This window comes from Amantichitinum ursilacus (assembly GCF_001294205.1).
Taxonomy (GTDB): Bacteria; Pseudomonadota; Gammaproteobacteria; order Burkholderiales; family Chitinibacteraceae; genus Amantichitinum; species Amantichitinum ursilacus.
The window spans coordinates 203,792-228,908 of the sequence record NZ_LAQT01000001.1 but is presented as its reverse complement, the minus strand read 5'-3'; the positions used below and the strand labels follow the sequence as shown (position 1 = coordinate 228,908).

The window sequence follows — 25,117 nt, the reverse complement described above, 5'->3', positions numbered from 1 at the left end:
CGCAATTACCGACGGGTTTGCCCGACTGACGGCAGCGGTTGCGCAGGCAGGCGCTCCACTAACTGGCCGATGGTCATGGCGATCACTTCGGGGGGCTGGATATATACGGCGGCATCCAGTTTGACGGCCTCGCCGGGCATACCAAAAATCACCGAGCTTTGTTTATCCTGGGCAAACGTCACCGCGCCCGCCTCGCGCATGATGCGCAGTTCTTTGGCGCCATCGCGGCCCATGCCGGTCAGCAACACGCCCACTGCGGCCGCGCCATACACCTGCGCCACGGCGCGAAACATAAACGACGCTGACGGTCGCACGCAATATTCGCGCGGCGCATCCACCAGATCGATCAGCCCCAGCGGCGTCACCCGCATCTGCATGTCCCACGGCGCCACATAAGCCGCCCCGGCCGCAATGCGTTGGCCATGATGCGCCATATACACCGGCATGCCGCAGGCCTGGCCCAGCCAGTCGCAAAAGCCTTGGGTAAAGCCCTCGGCGATATGCTGCACGATCAGAATCGGTAATGGAAACGGTTTCGGCAGATTCTCCAGCAAGCACTTCAGCGTTAACGGCCCGCCAGTGGACGCGCCGATGGCCACAATGCGCGGCTTGATGCCAGTGTTAAATGGCAAGACCGGCGCGGCCAAAGGCTCCGGCGCGCGCTGCCCGGCCCAGCGTTTAACGACCTGCACGCCGGCCATCGCGCGGATCATCTGCAATAACTCGATGGCCAGTTCGGCATGTTTCGGATGGCCGGGTGGCGTCGGTTTAACCAGCACCGTCAATGCGCCTGCCTCCAGCACCCGAAAATCCTCGCGCGCATTCACATCCACCGGCGTTGCCGTCACGATGATGATGCGCGTGGGCGCGGTCTGCATGATCTGGCGCGTGGCCTCAAACCCGTCCATGCCCGGCAGGATCACGTCCATGGTGATGACATCGGGGCGCAGCGTTTGCGCCGAGCGCACCGCGTCTTCCCCGCTGGACACCGTGCCCACCACCTCGATGTCTGCGTCAGTCTTGAGAATGCCCAGCAACAATTCGCGCGCGGTCATCGAATCTTCAACCACCAGCACGCGGATCGGCTGCACCCGCTTTCTCATATCAATCTCCGGATTGCGGCCAGCAAGCTGGTCTGGTCAAACGCACTCTTCACAATATAAGCATTGGCGCCTGCTTCCACACCGCGCTCCTTGTGTTCGCGGCTATCCAGCGCGGTGACCAGGATAACGGGCGTGGCGGCGGTTTTGCTCTCGGCGCGCAAACGCGTGGTCAGATCAAAACCGTCCATGCGCGGCATTTCGACGTCCGACACCACCAGATCAAACTGGCCCGCGCGCGCTTGCGTCAGCGCATCCAGCCCGTCGACGGCGGTAGTCACCTTGTAGCCATTGGCTTCCAGAATGCCTTTAAGCAAAGAGCGCGAGGTGATCGAATCTTCCGCCACCAGCAACGATTGCTGCGCTGGCGCATCGGGGTCGGCGGGACGCAAGCTGCTGCCCGCACTGGCGGCGGCGCTGGCGATCAGTTCGGCCGCGTTCAGCACCGGCACCACCTGGCCGCCTTCCAGCAACGTCGCGCCGGCGATATTGCGCACATGGCGTAATTGCGGACCCAGCCCTTTTACCAGCACTTCGATATCCGCCATCACCGCATCCACCACAAAGGCAATGCGCCGACCACTGGCGGCCACGACCGCCACGTTCAGCCAGTCATCCACCGCTGCGGTACTGGCGTTCAACCCCAGCGTTTCGGCCAGCCGCACCACCGCCATGGCTTCATCGCCGATGCGTGTGCTGGGCTTGCTGCCCATGCTGCTGATGGCGGACACCGGCAAGCGCAGCACGCGTTCGACATGGCGGGTCGGCAGCACAAACTGGCGTTCGCCCGCCGTCACCAACACGCCACGGAACGTGGCCAGCGTGGCCGGCAACAGCATCTGAAAGCGCGTGCCGCCGCCCGGTGGCGCATCCAGCAATAAATGGCCGCCCAGCTTTTCGACCTTCTCGCGCACGATGGCCAGGCCCAGGCCGTGGCCCGACAAATCGGTCAGGATCGGGCTGGTGGAAAAGCCGGTTTCAAAAATCAGATTGCGCAAGGTGGGCGTATCCATCGCATCCAGTTGCGCCTCGGTATATCGGCCCTGCGCCAACGCCACTTCGCGGATGCGCTGCAGCGCAATGCCGGCGCCGTCATCCTCGATATTGAGCAGCACTTTGCCGCCTTCGTACGGCGCCACGCTGATGCGCAACTGGCCACGTTCGGGCTTGCCCAGGGCGCGGCGTTTTTCCGGCGTTTCCAGGCCATGGTCGATGGCGTTGCGCACCAGATGGATCAGCGGGTCTTTTAGCTGTTCCAGAATGCGCCGGTCAATTTCGGTGCTCTGGCCTTCCAGCGTGACGTCAATCTGCTTGCCGGTGGTGATCCCGAGATCGCGCGCCAGTCGCGGCACCAGATCCAGCAGGCTGGAAGCCGGCTGCAACAGCACCTGTTTGACGTCATCAAGCAGCTGATCCACCAGCGACGCCGTCGCGCGTTGTTGCTGCCGCGCCGCTTGTTCCAGCTGCGCCAGCCGGTCTTGCAGTTGTTTGCCAAACAACTCGTCTTGCGTATTCATATCCAGCCAGCGCGCCAGCTCGCCCGTGCTGTCGGTATTCTGCTGCCGCGCGGCCACCCGCAAACCCAGCACCGCCCGCGCGCGTTCGCGGCGCCAGTCGGCCACTTCGGCATGCAAGGCGCGGATCGATTCCACGCGGTGGGTGGCATCTTGTTTCAGGCCCAGCAACGATTCCAGTTCATTCAGCAACACGCCCAGGCGGCCCGCCGACACCCGCACCGTATCGCCCATTTCCTGATGGCGCGGATGAATGTCATGCGCGATCACTGCCGGTGCAGGCGCAACCGGCGCTTCGGGTACGGCATGGGCGGGTGGCGCTGCGACGGGATGTTCGGCTGGCGCAGTAACGGGCGCGGGGGCGGCCGGTTGCGGCACCGCCTCAAGCGCAGGCAAAGGCGGCGGCGCCACCTGCGGCAGCGGATCGGGCAGCGGCGGCAGCGGCATCACCGGCTCCAGCTGCAAGCCCAGCGGTGACAGCGCCAGCGATTCCACGGGCGGCAACGGCATGCCCACTTCTTCGGGCGGCGTCAGCAACTGGTCCAGCGCGCCGATCAATTTGATGGCGGCCAGATCCAGCGGGCGATCAATCGGCTCGACGGCCAGCACGTTTTCCAGCCCTGCCACCGCATCGCTGACGGCGCGATGCACGGGCGCGGTCAATGGCATCTGGTTTTTGCGCAGCGCCGACAGCACGCTTTCCAGCGAGCGGCAAATCAGCTCGATCGTTTCCAGATTGACCGAGCGCGCTGCGCCTTTCAGGCTGTGCGCCTCGCGGAACAAGGTTTCGATCAGCGGCTGCAGCACTTCGCCACCGTCTTCGGCGCGCACCGCCACATCCAGCTCCACCATCAGGCTGGACATGGTTTGCAGATGTTCCTGCGCTTCGATGCGGAACATGGCCAGCAAACGCTGCAAAAAGCGTTCTTCTTCAGTCGACATTCACCCTCAACCCGGCTTGATAGTCAGCAACAACCACTGTGCTTGCGCGCGCCCGTACGTATGCGGGCACACCTCAAACCTGGTAGCGGTCGACCACTTGTTTCAGTTTCTGGCCCAGCATGTGCAGATTGTGCGCGGCCACTTCGGTCTGGCGCGTGCCTTCCATATTCTGCGTGGCGGCCACTTTGATGTTGTCGGCGGCTTGCGCCAGCTGGCCCATCCCGGCCAGTTGCTGTTGCGCCGACACGGCGATCTGGCTGGCGGCTTCGGCGCTCTCGTCGCTGCTTTCGGCCAGCAAGCGGATTGACTCGCCCGCCTCGCGCGACAAGCGTGTGCCGGCTTCCACCGCCCGGTTGCCTTGTTCGGTGGCAACCACGGCGCGGCTGGTGGCTTTCTGGATGTCACCGAGGATGGTGCGCACTTGCGCGGTGGCCTGGCGCGATTGCTCGGCCAGGCTTTTGACTTCCTGCGCCACCACAGCAAACCCGCGGCCCTGCTCGCCCGCTTTGGCGGCTTCAATCGAGGCGTTCACGGCCAGTAGATTGGATTGCTCGGCCAGATCGTTCACGGTGGCGATAATCTCGCCGATGGCCTGGCTTTGCTCGGACAAACGCAGAATGCTGTCGCCGATCTGTTCCATCTGCTCACGCACCTGCTGCATGCCCAACATGCTTTCATCCACCGACTTGCGCCCGGCCACCGACACTTGCGCCGAGCGTTGCGCCACATCGGCCACGTAACGTGCTTTCTGGCTGGAGACCAGTGCAGTCTGCTTCACCTCTTCCACCGTGGTGGCGGTCTCGGTGGTGGCGGTGGCGGTTTCGGCGGCAGCAGCGGCAATCTGGCTGGCGCTGACCTGGATTTCGCTGGCCGATGCGGTCAGCACACTCACGCCCTCGGCGATTTCGCGATTCACCTGGCGCAGGTTCTGCGTCATGGTGGCAAATGCAGTGCCCAATACGTCTTCGGACGACACCGGCGTAATGCTGCCGCGCAGATCGCCCTCGGCAATGCGTTGCGCCACATGCGCCATACCACGCAGCGATTCGGTCATGCGGATAAACGCAGCATTGAGCGCGCCGACTTCGTCATCGCGCTTGACCACCTGCGCATCCACGCTCAAATCGCCCACGCTGATGCGCTCGGCCACGCGGGTCAGATCACGCAAGGGGCCGACAATGGCACGATTCAGGAAAATGCCTGCGCCCAGCACAAACAAGGCGGTCAGCGAGATACCGATGACGATGGTGTCGACGGTAAACGCCGAATTGGCCTCGGCCTCGGCATTACGCGCTTCCAGTGCAGCCACTACTTTCTTGTTGAGTTCGGTGACGATGCCGCGCGCCTGATCCATCGTGGTCTTGCCGCGATCGGACAGCACCACCGCGCGGGCGGCGTCAAAGCCTTTATCGCGGCGCAGTCCGATGGTTTCTTTCAGCTCGGCCAGTTTGGCGTCGGCCAGCACGGTTAATTGCGCGATGGCTTGTTTGGTTTCGGGTTTCTCGACCGTTTGCGCCAGCGTGGCCAGGCGGTTGTCGATCTGCGCCACCGCGTTGTTATACGGTTCCAGATAACGGTCTTCGCCGGTAATCACATAACCGCGCTGACCGGTTTCGGCGTCTTTCAGCAACGACAGCACATCGGCCAGTTGGCTTTGCACATCCAGCGCATGCGCGATGGCTTTTTCGGATTCGGTAAATTTGTTGATGTTGGTCCAGGCGGCCACACCGACGATGATGATGGCGGCCAGAACCACCAGCAAACTACTCCATAGCTTGACGCCAATGGACGACTTCATGGGGCACTCTCCTGCTCGTGTTGGTCTTGTTTTGGTCGGGTTCGATCTGTTTATCAGAATCGTATGTTGTTTTAACTTAGGCGCTCGGCTGGTCCACCACAACCGCGCTGGCGCGTAACAGTCGTTGCGCATCCAGCACCACGCTCTGGCTGGCGGTTACGCCTTTTAGATAATCCGCGCGCACGCCGGTCAAGGTGGGCAGCGGCGGCTGGATGTCGGCCAGCGGCAACATGCGCGTGCCGATGATCACATCGCCGAGAATGCCGAATTCCATTTCGCCATCCCCCAGGATCATCACTTTGTTCAGGTCGGTAATGCCGCGTGCTGGCAAGCCAAAAAACACGCGCAAATCCATCACCGACACAATCTTGCCGCGCACGTTAACGATACCCAGCACGAACGCGGGCGTGCCCGGCAGGGGCGTTAGCTGGCGCAGCGGATACACCTCTTGCACCCACGCGGTTTCGATGGCGTAACGCTCGTGCGCCAGTATGAATTCGAGCACTTCCACGCGTTCGCCTGCGGCGGCGCCATCAAGGATGGGCCGCGCCAGCTCGCGCGCGCGTTGTTGCATCAACAGGTCGATCGCGGCCGTATCGGCGGGCGGGCTTTCCAGCGTCATCGGTTTGCTCCTGCGTGCGAAGGATGGGAATAGGTCAGCAGCATCTTCATGGCGAGGCCTGCAACATCTGGCGCAATTGCGCCACGGTCATGCCATCGGATTCCGGCAACAGATATTCGTCGCGCATGCCCGCCAGCAAACTGGCGGTGACATTCAACTGGCGCGCGGCGGCAGCGCCCTGTCCGGCCCGGGCCAGCAGTGTACCCAGAAGATAGTGCGCCAGCACAAAATCGCCCTGCAAAAACAGCGCCTGACGCAAGGCCTGGATGGCGCCCTCCAGATCGCCTTGCTCGCTGGTAATCACGGCGGCCAGATAACGCAGGCTGGCGTCGGTTTTATCGCGTTCGATGGCTTGCTGGCACCAGCGCGCGGCCTGGGCCAGTTGGCCCATATTGGCGTGCGCACGCGCCAGCAGCGGCAATTCGTCGGCGGTGGGCGTTTCGCCGATCAGGGTAATGACCTGGGCGTAACGATGTTCGTCCAGCAAGCCCTGGGCGATTTCGTGGCGTGCAATCACGGCGGGTGCGGGCGCGGGCGGATGCAAGGCGCTGGGGCGCGGCAGATGCGGCGCCGGCACAGGCGCGGCGGGTGGCGATGTCACCCCAGCGGCGGCGGGCGCGGCGGCGGCAAAGATCGACATATCGGGCATCCACGCGGGTGCGGGCGGCAAGCCTTTGCGATAAAAGCTGACGTCGAGCGCGGTTTCCTGGTTAAAGCCGGCAAAGCGCTGGCGGCCGGTTTCGCTCAGCCCCGTCAGTAACACGCCGCCATCAATCAGCGCATCGCGTAGCTTGTCGACAATGCGTTGCATCGCCGCGGGCTCAAAATACATCAGCACATTGCGACACAGGATGATGTCGAAGGCCGGGATATTGCTGATGGGTGGAAACGGATCATTCAGCAAATCAATCGACACAAACTGCACCATGGGCCGCAACGATTCCGCCACGCAAAACTGCCCGGCCGGGGTGGTCTGGAACCAGCGTTGGCGCAGCCACGGCGGCGTGCCGCGAAACGACCATTCGCGGTACACGCCGTTGCGCGCGCGTTCCAGAAAGCGCGGCACGATATCGCTGCCCACCACGCTGATACGCCAGCTGGGCGCGTCGGGCAGCAAGCGCGAAATCAAGATCGCCAGCGTCCACGCTTCTTCGCCGCTGCAGCAACCGGCGCTCCAGATGCGCAAGGTACGGTCCAGATTGCGCCGCCGTTCAATCAGCTCGGGCAGCAAGCGTTGTTCCAGCAAATCCAGCGTCGGCGTTTCGCGCAGAAACCAGGTTTCGCCGACTGAGAGATGACTGGCCAGCAGCTCGGCATGCGCGTGGGTATACGGCCGCGTCATCAGCCAGCCCATCGCCGCTTGCGCATCGGCCAGGCCCAGCTCATGCGCCACGCCCGCCAGGCCGCGCCACAGTTCGTCGTAACGCGAGGTGGGATAGCTCAGGCCCGTGCTGCGCCCCAGCCATTGCAAAAAGGCTTCCGGGATCGCGGCAGGGCCGGAGGCGGATGAGCTGGCGAACAGCGACGAAGTCAAACCTGGACCGCCGTCAGCGCATCGTCGAGCCAGGCGGCTTCGTCTTGCGCCAGAAAGCGATCCAGATCCTGAATCAGGACCAGGCCATCGCTCAGGCGCAGCACGGCGGCGGTGGTGGCGTCCTGCACGCCCAGCGACGTCGCGTCGAGCAAGGCTTCGTCCGGCCAGGCCGCCACGCTGTGCACCTGATCGGCAAAAAACGCGAGGCGGCGCGTGGCGGTTTGCACCAGCACCAGTTGGTCGCCAGGCTGCGGCGCGCGCGTCGGCAAACCAAAGCGCGCCCGCACATCAAACACAGGCAGGATTTCGCCACGCACGTTGATGACGCCCAGAATGCTGGACGGCGCGCCCGGCAGCGGCGCCACGGCGGCGGCGCGCTCTACGCGGATAATCTGATGGTGATCAAGTGCGTAACGCTGCGCGTCCAGGCGCCATTCCAGCAATTGCCGCATGTGTAAGCTCGGTGTGCCGCAAACTGCGCTAGCCCCCTACCTGGTCAGACAACGGCACGGGCCGTAAAAACCGGTTGACGGTATCGAGCAATTCCCAGCGATTAATGGGTTTATGGACAAAGGCATCCGCGCCGCACACTTCGATGCGCTGATGCACGGCCATATCGTCGAGCGCCGACATGATCACTACGGGCGTTTGTTGCAACGCCGTTATTTGTCTGATCCGGGCCGTCAGCTCAAAGCCATCCATGCCCGGCATCATCAGATCCACCAGGATCAGATCTGGCTGCATGGCGGGCATCAAAGCCAGTGCCGCCTCGGCGCTTGAACACTCGAAGGTGGCGTACTGCTCGGCGCTGATCAGTATATTCAATAATTTGCGACTGAACTCGTCGTCATCGACGATAAGCACTTTCGCGGTCGGTTGCGTCATTTGGCTTTGCGCCTCGAACATTTGCCGTGGCGTCTCACAGCAGATTAGTAAATGGGGCCGCTTTCCGCACATCCGCCGCAAACGTCCGTCGGTCGCCACCGCCGGGTGGAATGCTGACACGCACAAGCTACACTTACGCCGCAGTCATGGACAGCGGGGTGCTGCATGCTATAAAACCTGTCCCATAACAATCAGACAAGTCGTAATGCCATGCCGCAGGCCTCAGCACAAGGCTGAAACAATCCGCCCTTTGTTGCCACCAGGAGCGCTCCCGGTTGCCGCAAATGCGCGCAGAGCCAAGCATGGCACCATAAAAATCAAGGGACGTTGTATGCCACTCTCCATACTCGTGGCGGATGATTCATCGATTGCGCGCAAGATGCTGATCAAGGCGTTGCCAGCGCACTGGGATATCACCGTGGCCCAGGCGGCCGATGGCAATCAGGCTTTGGCCGCGTGCCGGCAAGGCAATGTCGATGTGATGTTTCTGGACCTGACCATGCCGGATCTGGATGGCTATGGCGTGCTGCAGGCGCACCGTGACGAAGACCTTAACGGTCTGGTGATCGTGGTGTCGGCCGACATCCAGGAACAAGCCCAGGTGCGCGTACGCGAGCTGGGCGCGATTGCATTCATCCAGAAGCCGGTGGATGCCGGCAAGATCGAGCGAGTGCTCAAGGAATACGGAATTCAATTATGAGCACCGATTTGCTTACCGAAGACCAGCGCGAAGCGCTGCAGGAACTCGTCAATATCGGCATGGGCCAGGCGGGCGCGTCGATTGCGCAAGTGCTGGACGAGTTCGTCAAACTGTCTATCCCGCGGATTTCGTCGGTGGCGGCGGCCAATCTGTCGCAAGAAATTGTGCGACTGGTGGGCGACGCCGATGTGTCCGCCATCCGCCAGGCGTTTACCACTGAATTTCGCGGCGAAGCCATCGTGATCTACCCCGAGCAAAGCATGGCCGGGCTGCACGAGGTGATGGGCTATGACGCCGACACCAAAGAAAACAAGGGCGAAATCCTGCTCGACATCGGCAATATCCTGGTGGGCGCATGCGTGGGCGGCATCGCCAATCTGCTGGGCATGCTGAGCGCGTTTTCGGCGCCCACGCTGATTGCCGACCAGACGCCGGCGTATCGCTTGCTGAAGCCCGAACACATCCAGGCGCGCGTGGCGCTGCTGGTGGAAGTGTATTTTGTGCTGGAAGAACGCGACTTCCGCTGCCACCTGATCATTCTGATGCCCGAGACCGACATCCTGGCACTGGGGCAAGCGCTCGACCGCTTCGTCGACGGCATTTAAACGCCGCAACGCATCGGGTGGGCACAGACCCACCCTTCAAGCACGAAGAAGAACGCCACGCTTGCGGGCCCCACCAATGGCCCCGCCTGGCGAGCCCGATTGCACACCCGCCCACTGCCGCAACGCATAGGGTGGGTCTAGACCCACCACTCAAAGCCACAAAAAAGAACGCAACGCTTGCGGGCCTCAATAATGGCTTTGGCTGGTGGGTCTCGACGGGGACGCCGAGTCCCACCCTATGCATTTCCGCCCGCGACATGCTTGCGCTTTGCGGGCTTCATCAATGGCTTTTCCTGGCCTGACTGGTTGCCCAGCCGCCCGCTGCGCCGCAACGCATAGGGTGGGTCTAGACCCACCACTCAAAGCCACAAAAAAGAACGCAACGCTTGCGGGTCTCATCAATGGCATTGGCTGGTGGGTCTCGACCCACCCTATGAATTTCCGCCCGCGACATGCTTGCGCTTTGCGGGCCTCATCAATGGCATTGGCTGGTGGGTCTTGACGGGGACGCCGAGTCCCACCCTATACATTTCCGCCCTGCGACATGCTTGCGCTGCACGGCGGCGTTGTACCAGAGCGTTGTCCCCTGGCCGTTCTGCCCCGCAACGGATATAACTAAGGCACAAGCAACCGGCGCACCCGACGCCGCTGGAGATCTCCGTGCCCCGCTCTATCTGCCCTGGCGTTTTGTTTCTCGCATGATCCCTGCCCCAATCCCCGCTAATGATGCCGCGCGTGTGCAGGCTTTGCGCGCGCTGGCGATGCTGGACGCTGGCCCCGATGCCACGCTGGACCGCGCCACGCGGCTGGCGGCGCGGCTGATGAACACGCCGCACGCGCTGGTTACGCTGGTGGATGCAGACCGCCAGGTGTTCAAGGCGCGCTATGACTGCGACCTCACCGGCTCGGATCGCGCCATTTCGTTTTGCGGCCATGCCATCGCGCAAGACCAGCCGCTGGTGGTGACCGACGCCTTGCTGGACGCGCGCTTTGCCGATAACCCCCTGGTAGTGGGCCCGCCTTCGATCCGCTTTTACGCGGGCGTGCCGCTGCACACGCTGGACCATTACGCGATCGGCACGCTGTGTGTGTTCGACACCCAGCCGCACGTGCCCGACGCCGCCAGCCTGGACGCGCTGATCGATCTGGCGCGGCTGCTGCAACAATCCATCAATCTGCGCGAACTGGAACTGCGTAATACCGCCACGCATGGCGACAAGTTGCGCCAGGCGCAGGACGAAGTGGATCGCCGGCAAAAGCGCCTGGCCGACACGCTGGAAACCGCGCTCGAAGCGTTTATCGGCACCGCCGAAGACGGCCGCATTCTGGCCTGGAACCAGGCCGCCACCGACCTGACCGGCTGGAGCGCCGAAGAAATCAAAGGCCAGCGCTATCAAGACTTTTTGCTGATTCCGGAAGACCGCCTTGCCGCCGCCACTGCGCGCGACGAATTTATCCGCGAGGGCCGTACCACGCGTGCGGCGCGGCGCGAGACCGAAGTATTGCGCAAGGACGGCAGGCGCATCGCGGTGGAAATGACCGTCAGCCCGATTGCCGATGGCGAGCAGATCCTGTTCAACCTGTTCATGCACGACATCTCGGCGCGCAAACATGCCGAAGCCGCATTACGCCAAAGCCGCGAAGAACTGCAAACCATTGCCGACAATCTGCCGGTGCTGATTGGTTATATCGATGCCGATTACCGCGTTGGCTACGTCAACGCCATCTGGCGCGAGTGGTTTGGCAAAGACCCCTCGCAAGTCAGCGGCCGCCCGCTGCAAGACGCACTGGGCCCGGATTTGTGGCTGCGCGCCAAACCGTTGCTGGATAAGGGTTTGCAGGGGCTGAAACTGGCATTCGAATCCACCGTGCCGATCCGCAACGGCGAGCGCACTTTGCGCCTGACCGTCATCCCGGACGATGACCACCAAGGCCAGACGCGCGGCGTATACATGATGATTATTGATATCAGCGACCGCAAACGGTTGGAAGAGCGGCTGCAACGCGAAGCGCTGGAAGACCCGCTCACCGGCCTGCCCAATCGCCGCGCTATCCTGCGCCGCATCGAAGAAGCCTGCGTACGGCAAACGCGGCATCCCAATCCGGTCGCGCTGTTTTTTCTGGATCTGGACGGCTTTAAAGGCGTCAACGACCGCTTTGGCCACGATGCCGGCGACGAGGTACTGCGCGAATTCGCCCGCCGTTTACGCGAAGCGGTGCGCGCCAATGACGTGGTGGCGCGGCTGGCCGGCGACGAATTTACCGTGCTGCTGGAAGACCTGCATGACGAGCGAGATGCCGCCCAGGTGGCCAGCAAGATTGTCGGCGTGATGCGCGCGCCGTTTGTGCTGCATGGCGAGGTGCTGCATCTGTCCACCAGCATCGGCATCGCCTTGCGCCACCCGCATCAACCGGCCAACCCGGGCGCCCTGATCGATGCGGCCGATGCCGCGATGTACGCGGTTAAACGCGCGGGCAAAAACAACTATGGCTTTGCGCGAGACGGTGATGGTTAAAGCGTGCCGGCCCGTAACAACCAGGATGTCGCGATGCGTATCGGCTTGATCTCGGATACTCACAACCTGCTGCGCCCGGAGGCGCTGGACTGGCTGGCCGGTTGCGACCATCTGGTCCACGCGGGCGACATCGGGGGCCCCGACATGCTTGATACCTTGCGCACCATCGCGCCGCTGACCGTGGTGCGTGGCAATAACGACATGGCCGCATGGGCTAACGGCATCGCCGCACAAGAAATCATCGATCTGGGCGGCGTGCGCTTTCTGGCCGTGCACGACATCGCCGACGTGCCGCAGCCCTTGCCCGCCGGTGTCCACATTGTGGTGACCGGGCATTCGCATAAGCCGGTAATCCGCATGCAGGCCGACGCCCTCTTCATCAACCCCGGCAGCGCCGGACCACGGCGGTTTTCGTTGCCAATTGCGGTGGGCGATGTGCTGATCGCGGCAAGCGGCTTGACCGTACGCACGTGGGATCTGATCAACGCGACACTGATCGACCAGCAATCGCGCCCGGCCAGCTAGCGCGTGGCCTCATTCAGTGGGCGGCTGCCACAATTCCACGCGATTGCCCTCGCCATCCCGGCACCAGCCAAACGCGCCGTATTCCGAGCGCTCAATGTCTTCTTCAACGCTGACCCCAGCTGCGCGCAACTGCGCCAGCAAGCCATCCAGATCGGCCACGCGGAAATTAAGCATCTGCGCTTGCGCCGCGCCGCCCAGATAAGGCGTGTCGGCCGGAAACGCCGTCCATAACTGGTACCCCGTTTCGCGCTCGGCAAACGGAAATATCGCGCCAAAGCTGCCGCCAAAATCCTGCACTTCAAACCCCAGATGCTCGCGGTACCACGCCGCCAGGGCCGCCGGGTTATGCGCGCGGATAAAGACACCGCCCAAGCCCAGCACTTTGTGTTTTTGCGCCGTTGTCATGATCAGTTTTCCTTCAGATCCACCTGATTTACAAACCTTCGGGCTGCACGTTATGGCCAGCACGAAAATCCAGCGCCCGGCGATGCCGGGGCGTCAGCCTGCTGCTTTCATACAGCGTACCTGCCCGCCGCAAGCGAAGCGGGCCCGGCATTGGATTGTCGGTCACGTGCATCCCCCGTGCGCTAGAAACCGGCTATTTCACTGGGTTTCAGCTTTTCCCCTCTAACCGGCCCTATAAATTCTTACACATTAATTTCCTCAAACTACCTATGTTAGTCGCTTCACACGTTTGCTTCTGTCAATAAAATAATCCTGACTTAAGCCTTGATTAAGCCAATTTCTTTCCGATACTGGTCCGAGAACAAGATCGAGCCCGCTCGACACCCTTCAGTCCATCACGGAGAAAACCAGAATGTCCCACCTCATCAAAGCAGCGTCTGGCCTGGTCTGCCTGGCGTTGGCGATGCAGGCGCATGCCATCAATTTTGACCATGTCGCCTCGTACTACCCTGCCAGCGCCGACTTTTCCCGGGTCGCCGGCCTTAGCGGCACCGATAAATACGGCAATGTGCAGACCGAACTGCATACCGGCGATGCCTGGGCCATTGACGGCCCGCCCGAAGGCACGCCGGTATATACCGTCAGCTCGGATTACTACAACGCCCACTTTGGCGCGCTGACCTTCGATTACGGCAGCCACGCGCTGTTTAACTATTTGTACAACGACGATCCGGTGGTTTTGGCCGCAGGCGGCTATTACACGCTGGGCGGTGGTGATCCGGTCTATGTCGACACCATCCCGTTTGTGCTGCAAGGGCTGGATGCCGCTGCCTTCACCCAAAGCTGGGGCGGCGGCGCGTTCAGTAGCAGCACGCTGACCATCAACGGTTACAACGGCGATGCGCTGGTGGGCTCGTTCACCGTCAACCTCAGCGATACCGCCTTCCAGTGGTATGACACGCCCTTCGCCGATACCCCGCTGACGGCGGTGTCGTTTGTCTCGGGCGGCCTGGGGCAACGCTGGCTGATCGACGACCTGGACATCGTGTACATCAAGGATCTACCCGCCGTGGCCAACCCCCTGGCGGCGGTACCGGAACCCGAAACATGGGCCTTGATGGGGCTGGGCATGATGGGCCTGGTGGCACGGCGGCAACAGCGCAAAAACCGTAGCGGAGCACAACAATGAAACTCAAATCACTTTTATTGCTGGCCGCGCTCGCCACGGCAGGCGCCAACGCTCAGGCAGAACTGATCACGTTCAACGGCATTTCCGCGCCCCCGCAGTTTCTGCCCTGGACCTACGACGGGCTGGGGCTGGACCCCTCCATCACACTCGAATCCAGCTCGGCCGGGCTGAATTTTCCCAGCGGCAGTCAGGCGATTCTGGGCACTGCGGGCCCCGCCTTTATCACGCTGAAAACGCCGTCCGTGCTCAGCAGCATCGAGTTTGGCGGCTGGAACTATTACTTCAGCTGGGATGAGCAATGCAGTCTGGTCATCAGCGGCTATCGCAACGGTGTCAAGGTGGCCAGCCAGGTGTTTAACCCGGTCCGTGATGGCGCCGACTATCAATGGTTTACCGCGGACGCCAGCTTTACCAGCGCGATCGACACCCTCGAAATCGACGGCAAATTCGACACCCGCTTTAATCAGTGGTCGGTCGACGCCATCAACCTGGCCCCGGTCCCTGAGCCCGAAACCTGGGCGCTGATGGGTCTGGGCGCCATGGCGGTATTGGCGCGACGCAAGGCGGGCAAGGCCAGCACGGCGGTGCCGGCGGCTTGATCTTGATCGCACGCAAGACAACGCCCCGAAACCGGCAATGGTTTCGGGGCATTTTTATCCTGACCTCTGGCGTGTAAAGGCCTGCTGGAGGCATAGGGTGGGACTGGTCCCACCCGCCAAAGCCGCAGACAAGAACGCAAACACGCGCGTCTTTCTCACTGGCTTTGAACGGTGGGACTGGTCCCTCCCGCCAAAGCCGCAAGGCAGAACGCTAACGTGTGCATTCTTCTCGTGGGCTTTGAGTGGTGGGACTAGTCCCACCCTATGGGCCGTTGGTTTACTGGCGCATGGTCTTCAGATACGCATCGCGCGAGGCCACGGCGGTATTGGTGAAGTCTGTAAACACGCCATCCACGCCCAATTGGAAGAAGGTCTGGTATTCCGCATCCGGATTGCCCTTGTACGAGCCTGCCAGGTATTTCGCTTCATTGCGGAAGGTAAACACGTGCACGAACAGGCCCGCAGCGTGCGCATCCTTGACCACCGAGGTGGCCGGTTGCACCGTGGCTTGCGTGGTCGAACCGCTAAATGGCGTGCCATCGGCGTTGGTGTCGCCCGGCCACGGGGTGATCTTCAGCGGCACAATCATCGGTTTCCACGGGCCGATACCGTCGGCGTAGGTTTTGATATCGGCCAGACCTGCGGGCGTCAGCATCGCATCAAACCAGCGCGGATCACCGGCGACGGTCCAGTCGTACGGACGGCTGTCGGTGATTTCGTTGTACACCACGCTGCCGTCTTTCAGATTGACGTCCCAAGCGTCGATCAACTGCACGATGCGGGTGTTCAGACCGTGGCTGCGCATGTATTTCAGGCTGCCCGGCTCAAAGCTTTGCACGAACACGGCGGCGGTTTTGCTGTTGAGGCTGTTGTCGTTCAGGATCTTGATCAGCGCATCTTCCAGCGGATGGCTGCCCGGCGCGCCGCAACCGTTGGCAATGGCTTGTGCGTTGTTCCAGGTCGGGTTTTTGGTTTCCGGGTACACCGCAATCGAGCGGCCGTATTGCGCGCTCTTGGCCTTGGCGATGTTGATGATTTCCTGGAAGGTCAGGATCGGATACAGGCCGTTATACTGCGACGGGCGCTCGCTGGCGGCGTCGTAAGTGGTGCCGCCGATCTGCTTGAGTTCGGCCGCGGTAAAGTCGGTAATCGACCAATCGTTGGTGTGGTCTTCGCCATCGACGATTAGCGATTTCAGCACCGATTTCGGATCATTCGGGTCGGTTAAATCCACCAGATAGCTGGACGGCCCGCTGGTGGCGGTGGTTGGCCACGTCACGTTAACCAGGCGGCCCGGCACCGTGCGTTTACGCGCCGCAAAATCCGCGTTGGTTTTAGCGATATCAGCGATGTTGGTGTTGTCGCTCAGCCACGGGTTGTGGCGCGCCACCAGCACACAGTCTTTGCTCAGGTGCAGATCTTCTTCCAGCGCATCAGCGCCATCATCGGCGGCCAGTTCATACGACGGCTGGGTTTCTTCCGGGCGCAGGCCCGGCAGGCCGCGATGGCCAATCACCATCGGCTTTTGCCCGTCCAGCGTGGGCAGCGGTGCGGAATCATTGCCCTCGCCGCACGCGGCAAGCAGCGCGGCGGACAGGCAGGCGGACAGCAGCGCCAGACGGCGCATTTGCGGGTGGTTCATCGAGTCGCTCCAATGTGTGCGTTTTTTCAAGCGCAGTCATTGAGCAACAGTTTCATGACAGTTTTGCGATACGGCTTGTTACATCTGCAATTCAATCGCGGCGCCGCCCACCGATTTGCATACGGCGCTTATGCCAGATCAGGTGGGCCTTCGGGCGGCCAGTAACGCGCCTGGATCTCGGCCATCACGCCGGTTTTTTCGATTTTGAGCATTAGCGCCAGAAAGTCCGGTCGGCTTTGCGCCAGATGTTTACGCGCGCCGGTCCACTTGGACAGGATGGCGGCCATGATGTCGAGCGCATTCAACTGCGCCCCGCCCAGCCACGGTTCCGCGGGGGTGGGATGGAAAAACGTATCGGCAAAAACATCCCACAGCCATCCGGCGCGCGCCTGCGTGCCTTTGCGGATGCGCGCGATGTCGTCTTCGGTCGCGGCATCGCACCAGCGTTCGGGATAATCGTTGATGCCAGTGGCGGCGTAATTGTTGGCGCCCAGATACACCAGGCCGCGAATTACCCGGGCACGCGCGGCGGGTTCCTGCGGCAGCAGGCCGGATTCGGGATGGCGCAAGCCCAGTTCGATCAGGATGGCGCCGCTCTCCGACATCACCGTGCCTTCCGGCAAAATCAGTGTGGGGATTTGCACCAGCGGGTTAATCCGGGCCAGTTCATCGCGGCCCGGGCCTTCGTCCCAGGAGGACGCGTCAACATTACGATATTGCGCGCCGATCACCGCCAACGCCGCTGCAACCACAGCCGCGCCAGAGCCGGTAGTGCCATATAAGGTGTACATCCACGCCCTCCTTGACGGTGGGCGGCGCGCTTATTTGCGACTCAGCACCCACGTCACCAGTTGTTTGGCTTCATCGTCCGTGACGGCGTTGGCCGGCATCGGCACCGGGCCCCAATCGCCCGAACTGCCATTACGCACGCGGCCCACCAGATAAGCCACGGCGTCTTTACGACCCTTGTATTTGGCCGCTACGTCTTTATAGGCCGGGCCCACCACTTTGTGGTCGACCGCATGACAGGCCAGGCAATTTTTAGATTGCGCCAGCGCCTCCGGATCGGCTGCCAGCGCGGGGGCGGCCAGGCCAGCCAGCAGCAGTAAAGCCAGATAGCGAGAATTCATAGTCCAGATCCTTTTATGAGTGTTGCCCGGTGCGGGGGCCGGGATGGTTTAAAATAGCCGCGCACGCACCCTGACGGACATCCCGTCGTCATACTTTGATCTGGATCATTACCGCTCGTTATGGATACATTTCCGCTGTTCTTGAATCTGCAAAAACAACACACGCTGGTGGTGGGCGGTGGTGACGTGGCCTTGCGCAAATGCCGTCTGCTGCTAAGCGCAGGCGCACAGGTGCAGGTGGTGGCGCCCACGCTGGTGGCCGAGCTGGCGCAGTGGGCGGCGCAAGGCCAGGTGGTGTGGCTGGCGCGGGATTATCAAAGTGACGACGTGATTGGCCAGCGCGTGGTAATTGCCGCGACGGACGACACGCCGGTCAATCAACAAGTATTTGCCGACTGCGAAGCGCGCGGCATTCTGGTCAACGTGGTGGATAACCCGGCGCTGTGTCGCTTTATTGTGCCGGCGCTGATTGATCGCTCGCCGCTGCAGATTGCGATTTCCACTGGTGGCCGTGCGCCGGTGCTGGCGCGGCTGATCCGTACCCGGCTGGAAGCCTTGCTGCCGCAAGGTTATGGCACGCTGGCCCGACTGGCCGGTGATTTACGCGATGCGGTCAAAGCCCGTTTTGGCGATAACGAACGCGCGCGTCGCCGCTTCTGGCAAAGCGCGCTGGAAGGCCCGGCCGCCGAGCAAGCGCTGGCGGGCGACAGCGCCGCCGCCTTCGCGCAACTGCAAACCCAGCTGGCGCAAGCCGACGACACCGAACTGAATCGCGGCGCGGTCTATCTGGTGGGCGCGGGGCCGGGCAACCCGGATTTGCTCACCTTCCGGGCGCTGCGTTTGATGCAGCAGGCCGATGTGGTGCTGTACGACAACCTGGTCTCGCCCGCGATTGTCGACCTGGTGCGGCGCGATGCCGAGCGCATCTACGTCGGCAAAAAGGCCAGCAACCATGCGCTGCCGCAGCAAGATATCAATGCCTTGCTGGTGACCCTGGCGCAGCAAGGCAAAACCGTGGTGCGGCTGAAAGGCGGCGACCCGTTCATCTTTGGGCGCGGCGGCGAAGAGATTGAAGAGCTGGCGCAAAACGGCGTGCCGTTTGAGGTGGTGCCCGGCATCACCTCGGCCGCAGGCGCATCGTGTTACGCCGGCATTCCGCTCACCCATCGCGATCATGCGCAATCGGTCACGCTGGTAACGGGCCATCGGCGCGAAGGCGAAATCGAACTGGACTGGCCGCGCCTGACCAACCCGAACGAAACCGTGGTGGTGTACATGGGCGTGGCGCAAGCGCCGCGCCTGTGCGAACAATTGATTAGCCACGGCCGCGCCGCCGATACCCCGGCCGCCGTGGTGCAGCAGGCCACGTTGCCACAACAACGCGTGCTGATCGGCACGCTGGCCACGCTGCCGCAGCAGATTGCCGCCGCACAAATCAAACCGCCCGCGCTGATCATCATTGGCAATGTGGTTAGCCTGGCCGACAAGCTGGCGTGGTACCGCGCGCAGCAGACCGCTTAAGTTGTTGTAAACACATCAGTCACCGCCACCGTGTTTCGGCATGTTTGTACCAACCAGCACGTCGTGCATGCTCAAATTGCGCGCGACCTTTATGATGCTGGCATGGCTGCTCTGACCATCGGGACAGCCCAATAACAATCACAATCATCGCGCTCAGGCAAAGCATGGCTCACGACGTAGGCAAACTGCGTTACGTGATGGCGGGTCTGATCTTGCTCACATTGGTGTTGCTGGGCTGGCAACACTGGGGCATGAACCGTCGTCTGGAAATCAGCCCGCAAACTGGCTATCGGTATAGCGTCACGGATGACCGCCCCGAGGGCGACTCCATCGCGCAATTTATTCCGTCGGCGCAAGGCGGGCGGCTGGAATGCAGCGTGGGCGCCAAGGCAGGCAGCCCGTATTGCCAACTGGATATCCGCACGGATAGCCTGGCCCATGGCGTCGACCTGTCCGATTATGACTCGGTGTATATCGAGGCCAGCTATCACGGCCCGGGCAGCCATCGCCTGCGGCTGTTTCTGCGCAATTTTGATTTAAGCCAATCGCGCGCCGAAGACGAAAACAGCTGGAAGCTGAATGAGCTGGACGTAACGCCCAACCCGGCCAATGACCACGACGCGCTGACCATACGCCTTAATAATCTGAACGTTAACTCGGCCTGGCTGGCCGATAACCGCATCCCGGCCGATCGATCGGCGGTGGATTTATCCAATGTGGTGATGCTGCAGATTGCCACGCCCGGCATGCGCGAACCGGGCTTGCATCGTATCGATATCACCGCGCTGGCGTTCTGCGGCAAGTGGATCAGCCGCGAAGCGTTGCTGCTGGTGATTGTGGCGCTGTGGGCCGGCGCGGCGATGATCTATCTGTTGCTGGGCCTGCATCGCGTACGACAAAACCTGGCCGCCAGCCGCGCGCGCCAGCAAGAACTGGAAGCGATGAATATCTCGCTGGAAATCCAGAACCTGCGCATCGAAGAAGCCGCGCGGCGCGACCCGCTCACCGGTGCGCGCAATCGCGCCGGCATCCGCGACGAGCTGGTGCGCGAAATGAAAAAGGCGCGCAAGGGCGTCGACACCTTCTCGATTGTGTTTATTGATCTGGACCACTTCAAGCGCATCAACGACGAGCGCGGCCACGGTGTGGGCGATGCGGTGCTTAAGCAACTGGTACGCGAACTGGGCAGCCAGATTCGCCATAGCGATTATCTGGTGCGCTGGGGCGGCGAGGAATTCATGCTGATCTGCACCAACACGCCGTTTGACGCCGCCACGCGCCTGGCCGAGAAACTGCGCTTGCACATCCGCGCGGCCGAATGGCCCGAAGCGCTGGCGGTCACCGCCAGCTTTGGCGTCACCACCTACGCCGCGCCCGAGGCGCTATCCGCCGCGCTGGCCCGCGCCGACGCCGCCTTATACGAAGCCAAACACAACGGCCGCAACCGCGTAGTGGGCCACGCACCCTGACCCCAGCCGGGCCACCGCCCGCGCCGGTCGTACCCCACCCACAAACAGTGCGTAGACCTGGCGTAGGGTGCGTTACCCCTTCAGGGACAACGCACAGGTTGGGGCCGCATGGCCCTGGCCCCGTTCGGGGGCCGTCCGGCATCCAGGGCACCACCGAATGCACGTTGCCCCGAACGCGGTAACGCCCCCCGACAAAAGCCGCGCGTATAGCGCAATGTTCCAACCCTACCCCCAGCGCGGTCTTTTCTATCCCCCCTCGCTTGAAAAGCGCCAGGTGGTGCCCATCTTTTGGTCAATTGCACGACTTACCAGAGGGCCAATCATGCGCTTTGACAAACTCACAACCAAATTTCAGCAAGCCTTTGCCGACGCCCAAAGCCTGGCGCTGGGCAACGACAATGCTTATATCGAGCCGCAACATTTGCTGTTGGCGCTGCTTAATGATGCCGATTCCGGCATCCCCGCCCTGCTCGCTCGCGCTGGCGTCAATGCCCAACCGCTCAAGCAGGCGCTTACCCAGTCGATCGAACGGCTGCCCAAGGTGGAAGGCAACGGCGGCGAGATCACCGTGTCGCGCGATCTGGCCAACCTGCTCAACCTGACCGACAAAGCCGCCACCAAACGCGGCGATCAGTTTATTTCCAGCGATCTGTATATCCTGGCGCTGGCCGATGACAAGGGCGACACCGCGCGCTTGTTCAAACAGCACGGTGGCAACAAGGCCGCCATCGAGTCCGCGATTGAAGCCGTGCGGGGCGGTGCGGGCGTGGATAGCGCCGATGCCGACCAGAAGCGCGAAGCACTGACTAAATACACCACCGATCTGACCGAACGCGCCCGCCAAGGCAAGCTCGACCCGGTGATCGGCCGTGACGATGAAATCCGCCGCGCCATCCAGGTGTTGCAACGCCGCACCAAAAACAACCCGGTGCTGATCGGCGAACCTGGCGTGGGCAAAACCGCCATTGTCGAAGGCCTGGCGCAACGCATTATCAACGGCGAAGTGCCGGATTCGCTCAAGCACAAACGCGTGCTGGTGCTTGATCTGGCGTCCTTGCTGGCCGGCGCCAAATATCGTGGCGAGTTTGAAGAACGCCTGAAAGCCGTGCTGAACGAACTGGCCAAGGACGAAGGCAGCACCATCATCTTTATCGATGAAATCCATACCTTGGTGGGTGCGGGTAAAGCCGAAGGCGCCATGGACGCCGGCAATATGCTCAAGCCCGCCCTCGCGCGCGGCGAACTGCATTGCATTGGCGCCACCACGCTGGACGAATATCGTCAGAACATCGAAAAAGATGCCGCACTGGAACGGCGCTTCCAGAAAGTGCTGGTGGAAGAACCCAGCGTGGAAGACACCATTGCCATCCTGCGCGGCTTGCAAGAAAAGTATGAGATACACCATGGCGTCGAGATCACCGATCCGGCCATCGTGGCAGCGGCCGAGCTAAGCCATCGCTATATCACCGACCGCTTCTTGCCCGACAAAGCCATTGATTTGATTGACGAAGCCGCATCGCGCATCAAGATCGAAATCGACAGCAAGCCGGAGGTGATGGACAAGCTGGACCGCCGCATTATCCAGCTCAAGATCGAACGCGAAGCCGTCAAGCGTGAGAAGGATGAGGCCAGCCAACGCAGGCTGGGTCTGATCGAAACCGAAATAGGCGAGCTGGAAAAAGAGTATTCCGACCTCGAAGAAATCTGGAAAGCCGAGAAAGCCGCCGTGTTGGGCAGCCAGTCGATCAAGGAAGAAATCGAGCAGGTTAAACTGGCGATGGACACCGCGCGCCGTGCCGGCGAATGGGACAAGGCCTCCGAGTTGCAATACGGCAAGTTGCCAGAACTGGAAGCACGTCTGCACGCTGCCGAAGCGGCCGAAGGCAGCGCCAACACGCCGAATAAATTGCTGCGCACGCAAGTGGGCGCGGAAGAAATCGCCGAAGTGGTCAGCCGCGCTACCGGTATTCCGGTGAGCAAGATGATGCAAGGCGAGCGCGACAAATTGCTGCGCATGGAAGACGCGTTGCATAAACGCGTGGTAGGCCAGGATGAGGCCGTGCGCCTGGTCTCCGATGCCATCCGCCGTTCGCGCTCGGGCCTGGCTGATCCCAACAAGCCGTATGGTTCGTTCTTGTTCCTCGGCCCCACTGGCGTCGGCAAAACCGAACTGACCAAGGCGCTGGCGGAGTTTTTGTTTGATTCGGATGAGCACCTGATCCGCATCGACATGAGCGAATTCATGGAGAAACACTCGGTCAGCCGCTTGATTGGCGCGCCGCCGGGCTATGTCGGCTACGAAGAAGGCGGTTATCTGACCGAGGCCATCCGCCGCAAACCGTACAGCGTCATCCTGCTGGATGAAGTCGAAAAAGCACATCCGGACGTGTTTAACGTGCTGCTGCAAGTGCTGGACGACGGCCGCCTTACCGATGGCCAGGGCCGTACGGTCGATTTCAAGAATACGGTGATCGTGATGACGTCCAACCTGGGCTCGCAGCAAATCCAGGCCATGGCGTCGGATGATTATCAGGTGGTGAAACTGGCGGTGCTGGCCGAAGTTAAAACGCATTTCCGGCCCGAGTTTATTAACCGGATTGACGAAGTGGTGGTGTTCCACGCGCTGGACCAATCGCAGATCCGCAATATCGCGCGCTTCCAGCTGTCCCGCCTGCAACAACGGCTGGCGCAAATGGAAATCGGGCTGGAAGTGAGCGACGCCGCACTCGACGTGGTGGCCGACGCGGGCTTCGACCCGGTGTACGGCGCGCGTCCGCTGAAACGCGCGATCCAGAGCGAAATCGAAAACCCGTTGGCCAAGCAATTGCTGGCAGGCGAGTTTGCCGCGAAGGATACGATCAAGGTGGACGCCAGCGGCTCGCGTATGGTGTTTAGCAAGGTGTAATGCGTTTATTTTTGAAAAGCAAAGCCCGATGGCGCAAACCATCGGGCTTTTTTTATAGCGCGGGTTTAACCAGGCTTTGCGCTATCGCTTCAATCAAACGCGTGCTTTGCAAAACAACACTGTCGCGATATTGCTCAAAGATCGCATCCGTCATTGCGCTGCTGTCTTGCGGATCAAATACCGTCATCACCGGTACATGCAAATGTCCGGCCCGCATTTTGGGGTTATGTATTTCGCGCAGCAATACATTGCGATAGCCGCTTTCATTGGACAGATAATTGCCGCCGCCCCCGCTTTGCGCGCAACTATCGGGAGCGGGAATCGCGGGCGCATTCACAGGTGGATAAGGCCCGCCTTGTTTTTCATTGAAATGCGTAATGGTATTGGCGTTGCAATCGGCAAATGCGCTGAATGAGGTATGCCACAGCACCGGAAACCCTTCAAAGCCGCCCGCGTAGGGATTGGCGATGCCCGCGCCGGTGTGTGCGTTGATCATGGCCGCCACCGGCAAGCTGGTGCCCAACCATTGCGGCGGCTGGTTTTGTTGCCACGGTTTGGCGTTGTAGCCCAATACATCGCTGGGCGGATAGATATCCGAATCGCCTTGGTGCGCTAATAAAGGCGGAATGATTTCGCCGAGGTTATCGGCAAAGTGGGTGGCGTGATACCGGCCATGCCATTGCTCAATCCAGAATTCGCCTTTGCCGCCCTGGCTCACCGTAATCGACGCCTGCACGGCATTGGGGCCGCGCATAAAGGGCAGCAGCGTATGTTCTTGCATGCCCTGGCGGAACGGTTGGTAATTAACTGGCAATAGATAAGTCTGGATGACGGCGATGCTGCCATCGCTCAATGTGATCTGGCGGCCATTCAGCGCCAGCGCCAATGCGCCTGATGGATTGCCAATCCGCACATGCGCGTCAGCGCTGCCCGGTTTGCCCAAAGTAAAGGGATCGAAGCCGCTGACGATGATGCGGCGATATTGGGCGCCCGAAGGAAACTGAATACTGAATTGGCCGCGCGAGGCGCGTTCTAGCGTCCACAGCAATTGCCCGCGTTGCGCCTCGCTTAATTTAAAACCGGGCTGCCATTGCCGCACTGCTGCGGTCAATTGCAAGCGCGACCAGTACAGCATGCGGTCATCGCCATGCGGCAAATCGCCCCGCACCGCACGGCCCTGCACGCGGTCGAGTGCCGCCTGCCACAAGGCAATGCCGCTATGGCGGATGAACTGGTCAGCGGCGGCGAACGAAGGTTGCTGGCACAAGGCGCTGGCAAAGGCCGGGCCGTATTGATCAAAGCCACTGGCGCGCAGGATTTGCGCCGAGAACGCTTCGCCGCCTGGCACCACCGTATTGGCCAGGCGCTGCTCTTCCACCGACAGCGGCCGCGAGGCATCGATGCATGCTGCATGCGCCCAACTTGCCGTTACCAAGGCCATCATCGCTAACCAGTTTTTCTGCATCGATTACTCCACCCGGGGTTTGTTTGCGCCAACGCCGCAGTCTACCGGCAC

Annotated in this window: 21 protein-coding genes; 9 read left to right on the top strand and 12 right to left on the bottom strand. The window is 61.6% G+C overall.

Annotation, left to right across the window (positions count from 1 at the left end; genetic code table 11):
* Positions 1-5: 5 nt before the first annotated feature.
* The 7 genes from cheB to WG78_RS00955 form a co-directional block, all read right to left on the bottom strand.
* Complete coding sequence (gene cheB / locus WG78_RS00985; protein WP_083458676.1) at positions 6-1,103, bottom strand: chemotaxis-specific protein-glutamate methyltransferase CheB; 1,098 nt, start codon at positions 1,101-1,103, stop codon at positions 6-8.
* Positions 1,100-3,556 (bottom strand): hybrid sensor histidine kinase/response regulator, encoded by a 2,457-nt coding sequence (locus tag WG78_RS00980; protein WP_053935916.1) that lies wholly within the window; start codon positions 3,554-3,556, stop codon positions 1,100-1,102. Before WG78_RS00980 ends, cheB begins: the two co-directional genes overlap by 4 nt.
* A 73-nt stretch (positions 3,557-3,629) precedes the next feature.
* On the bottom strand, positions 3,630-5,354 hold the full coding sequence (locus WG78_RS00975; RefSeq protein ID WP_053935915.1) for a methyl-accepting chemotaxis protein: 1,725 nt from the start codon (positions 5,352-5,354) through the stop codon (positions 3,630-3,632).
* A 76-nt stretch (positions 5,355-5,430) separates the two neighbouring features.
* Complete coding sequence (locus tag WG78_RS00970) at positions 5,431-5,976, bottom strand: chemotaxis protein CheW (protein WP_083458675.1); 546 nt, start codon at positions 5,974-5,976, stop codon at positions 5,431-5,433.
* 46 nt (positions 5,977-6,022) lie between these two features.
* Positions 6,023-7,510, bottom strand: coding sequence for a CheR family methyltransferase (locus tag WG78_RS00965; RefSeq protein ID WP_053935914.1), 1,488 nt, complete (start codon positions 7,508-7,510; stop codon positions 6,023-6,025).
* Positions 7,507-7,962 carry a chemotaxis protein CheW gene (locus WG78_RS00960; protein ID WP_053935913.1) on the bottom strand — a complete coding sequence of 152 codons (456 nt, stop codon included), beginning with the start codon at positions 7,960-7,962 and terminating at the stop codon, positions 7,507-7,509. The genes WG78_RS00965 and WG78_RS00960 overlap by 4 nt, the downstream gene beginning before the upstream one ends.
* A gap of 28 nt (positions 7,963-7,990) precedes the next feature.
* Positions 7,991-8,416 (bottom strand): response regulator, encoded by a 426-nt coding sequence (locus tag WG78_RS00955; protein ID WP_053935912.1) that lies wholly within the window; start codon positions 8,414-8,416, stop codon positions 7,991-7,993.
* 310 nt (positions 8,417-8,726) lie between these two features.
* Here WG78_RS00955 and WG78_RS00950 point away from each other — a divergent pair, with 310 nt between their 5' ends.
* The 4 genes from WG78_RS00950 to WG78_RS00935 all read left to right on the top strand — a co-directional run bounded on the left by WG78_RS00950 (position 8,727) and on the right by WG78_RS00935 (position 12,741).
* The gene (locus WG78_RS00950) at positions 8,727-9,095 is read left to right on the top strand and encodes a response regulator (RefSeq protein ID WP_053935911.1); all 369 of its coding nucleotides are present in this window, start codon (positions 8,727-8,729) and stop codon (positions 9,093-9,095) included.
* Positions 9,092-9,700, top strand: a complete 609-nt coding sequence (locus WG78_RS00945) for a hypothetical protein (RefSeq protein WP_053935910.1) — start codon at positions 9,092-9,094, stop codon at positions 9,698-9,700. The genes WG78_RS00950 and WG78_RS00945 overlap by 4 nt, the downstream gene beginning before the upstream one ends.
* 698 nt (positions 9,701-10,398) lie before the next feature.
* Entirely contained in the window at positions 10,399-12,216 is a 1,818-nt protein-coding gene (locus WG78_RS00940; protein WP_053935909.1) for a sensor domain-containing diguanylate cyclase, read from the top strand.
* Between the two features lie 33 nt (positions 12,217-12,249).
* Positions 12,250-12,741 (top strand): metallophosphoesterase family protein, encoded by a 492-nt coding sequence (locus WG78_RS00935; protein ID WP_053936168.1) that lies wholly within the window; start codon positions 12,250-12,252, stop codon positions 12,739-12,741.
* Between the two features lie 9 nt (positions 12,742-12,750).
* On the opposite strand, the gene WG78_RS00930 is transcribed toward WG78_RS00935, so the two are convergent.
* Positions 12,751-13,146, bottom strand: coding sequence for a VOC family protein (locus tag WG78_RS00930; protein WP_053935908.1), 396 nt, complete (start codon positions 13,144-13,146; stop codon positions 12,751-12,753).
* Between the two features lie 412 nt (positions 13,147-13,558).
* Between WG78_RS00930 and WG78_RS00925 the strand changes: the two genes are divergently transcribed.
* Together WG78_RS00925 and WG78_RS00920 are read left to right on the top strand one after the other, a co-directional pair.
* Positions 13,559-14,335, top strand: coding sequence for a PEP-CTERM sorting domain-containing protein (locus WG78_RS00925; RefSeq protein WP_053935907.1), 777 nt, complete (start codon positions 13,559-13,561; stop codon positions 14,333-14,335).
* Positions 14,332-14,934, top strand: coding sequence for a PEP-CTERM sorting domain-containing protein (locus WG78_RS00920; RefSeq protein ID WP_083458672.1), 603 nt, complete (start codon positions 14,332-14,334; stop codon positions 14,932-14,934). The genes WG78_RS00925 and WG78_RS00920 overlap by 4 nt, the downstream gene beginning before the upstream one ends.
* 277 nt (positions 14,935-15,211) lie before the next feature.
* On the opposite strand, the gene WG78_RS00915 is transcribed toward WG78_RS00920, so the two are convergent.
* From WG78_RS00915 to WG78_RS00905, 3 genes are all read right to left on the bottom strand, one after another.
* On the bottom strand, positions 15,212-16,576 hold the full coding sequence (locus WG78_RS00915; protein WP_083458671.1) for a glycerophosphodiester phosphodiesterase family protein: 1,365 nt from the start codon (positions 16,574-16,576) through the stop codon (positions 15,212-15,214).
* 128 nt (positions 16,577-16,704) lie between these two features.
* Positions 16,705-17,367, bottom strand: coding sequence for a glutathione S-transferase family protein (locus tag WG78_RS00910; protein ID WP_053935905.1), 663 nt, complete (start codon positions 17,365-17,367; stop codon positions 16,705-16,707).
* 30 nt (positions 17,368-17,397) lie between these two features.
* Entirely contained in the window at positions 17,398-17,706 is a 309-nt protein-coding gene (locus WG78_RS00905; protein ID WP_053935904.1) for a c-type cytochrome, read from the bottom strand.
* Between the two features lie 120 nt (positions 17,707-17,826).
* Between WG78_RS00905 and cysG the strand changes: the two genes are divergently transcribed.
* The 3 genes from cysG to clpB all read left to right on the top strand — a co-directional run bounded on the left by cysG (position 17,827) and on the right by clpB (position 23,601).
* Positions 17,827-19,227, top strand: coding sequence for a siroheme synthase CysG (gene cysG / locus WG78_RS00900; RefSeq protein ID WP_053935903.1), 1,401 nt, complete (start codon positions 17,827-17,829; stop codon positions 19,225-19,227).
* A 164-nt stretch (positions 19,228-19,391) separates the two neighbouring features.
* Complete coding sequence (locus tag WG78_RS00895; protein WP_053935902.1) at positions 19,392-20,696, top strand: GGDEF domain-containing protein; 1,305 nt, start codon at positions 19,392-19,394, stop codon at positions 20,694-20,696.
* 322 nt (positions 20,697-21,018) lie between these two features.
* Positions 21,019-23,601 carry an ATP-dependent chaperone ClpB gene (gene clpB, locus WG78_RS00890; protein ID WP_053935901.1) on the top strand — a complete coding sequence of 861 codons (2,583 nt, stop codon included), beginning with the start codon at positions 21,019-21,021 and terminating at the stop codon, positions 23,599-23,601.
* A 52-nt stretch (positions 23,602-23,653) separates the two neighbouring features.
* Here the strand turns inward: clpB and WG78_RS00885 are convergent, their stop codons facing one another.
* Positions 23,654-25,066, bottom strand: coding sequence for a PA0049 C-terminal domain-containing protein (locus WG78_RS00885; RefSeq protein ID WP_083458670.1), 1,413 nt, complete (start codon positions 25,064-25,066; stop codon positions 23,654-23,656).
* Positions 25,067-25,117 lie beyond the last annotated feature (51 nt).

Bases quoted from the DNA above. Each gene is read 5' to 3' on its own strand.
- cheB (WP_083458676.1), bottom strand. From the start codon at position 1,103: ATGAGAAAGCGGGTGCAGCCGATCCGCGTGCTGGTGGTTGAAGATTCG.
- WG78_RS00980 (WP_053935916.1), bottom strand. From the start codon at position 3,556: ATGTCGACTGAAGAAGAACGCTTTTTGCAGCGTTTGCTGGCCATGTTC.
- WG78_RS00975 (WP_053935915.1), bottom strand. From the start codon at position 5,354: ATGAAGTCGTCCATTGGCGTCAAGCTATGGAGTAGTTTGCTGGTGGTT.
- WG78_RS00970 (WP_083458675.1), bottom strand. From the start codon at position 5,976: ATGACGCTGGAAAGCCCGCCCGCCGATACGGCCGCGATCGACCTGTTG.
- WG78_RS00960 (WP_053935913.1), bottom strand. From the start codon at position 7,962: ATGCGGCAATTGCTGGAATGGCGCCTGGACGCGCAGCGTTACGCACTT.
- WG78_RS00955 (WP_053935912.1), bottom strand. From the start codon at position 8,416: ATGTTCGAGGCGCAAAGCCAAATGACGCAACCGACCGCGAAAGTGCTT.
- WG78_RS00950 (WP_053935911.1), top strand. From the start codon at position 8,727: ATGCCACTCTCCATACTCGTGGCGGATGATTCATCGATTGCGCGCAAG.
- WG78_RS00945 (WP_053935910.1), top strand. From the start codon at position 9,092: ATGAGCACCGATTTGCTTACCGAAGACCAGCGCGAAGCGCTGCAGGAA.
- WG78_RS00940 (WP_053935909.1), top strand. From the start codon at position 10,399: ATGATCCCTGCCCCAATCCCCGCTAATGATGCCGCGCGTGTGCAGGCT.
- WG78_RS00935 (WP_053936168.1), top strand. From the start codon at position 12,250: ATGCGTATCGGCTTGATCTCGGATACTCACAACCTGCTGCGCCCGGAG.
- WG78_RS00930 (WP_053935908.1), bottom strand. From the start codon at position 13,146: ATGACAACGGCGCAAAAACACAAAGTGCTGGGCTTGGGCGGTGTCTTT.
- WG78_RS00925 (WP_053935907.1), top strand. From the start codon at position 13,559: ATGTCCCACCTCATCAAAGCAGCGTCTGGCCTGGTCTGCCTGGCGTTG.
- WG78_RS00920 (WP_083458672.1), top strand. From the start codon at position 14,332: ATGAAACTCAAATCACTTTTATTGCTGGCCGCGCTCGCCACGGCAGGC.
- WG78_RS00915 (WP_083458671.1), bottom strand. From the start codon at position 16,576: ATGAACCACCCGCAAATGCGCCGTCTGGCGCTGCTGTCCGCCTGCCTG.
- WG78_RS00910 (WP_053935905.1), bottom strand. From the start codon at position 17,367: ATGTACACCTTATATGGCACTACCGGCTCTGGCGCGGCTGTGGTTGCA.
- WG78_RS00905 (WP_053935904.1), bottom strand. From the start codon at position 17,706: ATGAATTCTCGCTATCTGGCTTTACTGCTGCTGGCTGGCCTGGCCGCC.
- cysG (WP_053935903.1), top strand. From the start codon at position 17,827: ATGGATACATTTCCGCTGTTCTTGAATCTGCAAAAACAACACACGCTG.
- WG78_RS00895 (WP_053935902.1), top strand. From the start codon at position 19,392: ATGGCTCACGACGTAGGCAAACTGCGTTACGTGATGGCGGGTCTGATC.
- clpB (WP_053935901.1), top strand. From the start codon at position 21,019: ATGCGCTTTGACAAACTCACAACCAAATTTCAGCAAGCCTTTGCCGAC.
- WG78_RS00885 (WP_083458670.1), bottom strand. From the start codon at position 25,066: ATGCAGAAAAACTGGTTAGCGATGATGGCCTTGGTAACGGCAAGTTGG.